Source organism: Corallococcus llansteffanensis (genome assembly GCF_003612055.1).
Taxonomy (GTDB): Bacteria; Myxococcota; Myxococcia; order Myxococcales; family Myxococcaceae; genus Corallococcus; species Corallococcus llansteffanensis.
The window spans coordinates 1-461 of sequence record NZ_RAWB01001177.1; the positions used below are offsets into that span (position 1 = coordinate 1).

Consider the following 461-nt stretch of genomic DNA (forward strand, 5'->3'; position numbering starts at 1 on the left):
TGTGGCGTGCGGTCGCTCCGCTCGCGCACGTCCTGGCGTGGAGTCGCTGGCGGCGCCACCACCAAGCCGTAGCCATGCGGTGTCACTACCGAGCCCGAGGGGCTCGATTCAAATTGCAACTGTAGGAGTAGGGGACTGGGCCTTTTGGACCATCTCCCGGAAAGGACTCCGCTTTCCGGGAGACTGTCGCAAGGGATGTAGCAAAACCCCGGGCGCCATCAGGCGAGGGTCAGTAGGTGACGTAGGCGGCCGTACCGCGGCAGCTCGTGTTGCCGAAGCAGCCGACGCGGATTTGATACTGCGCCGTCTGGGCCGACTCGTCCGTGCGGAAGACGACGCGCGAAAGCCCGCCGCAGGTGCCGAAGGCATCGTCGTTCTCCGCCACCACCCACCCCGTCGAGTCGTGCACCCGCACGATGGTGTCACCCACGGCGTTGGCGCCATCCACGGCGCAGGTGCCT

Annotated in this window: 1 pseudogene; it reads right to left on the reverse strand. The window is 66.6% G+C overall.

The annotated features are described in order from the left end of the window. Positions 1-229 precede the first annotated feature (229 nt). Positions 230-461, reverse strand: a pseudogene (locus D7V93_RS44005) (serine protease); the annotation flags it as partial.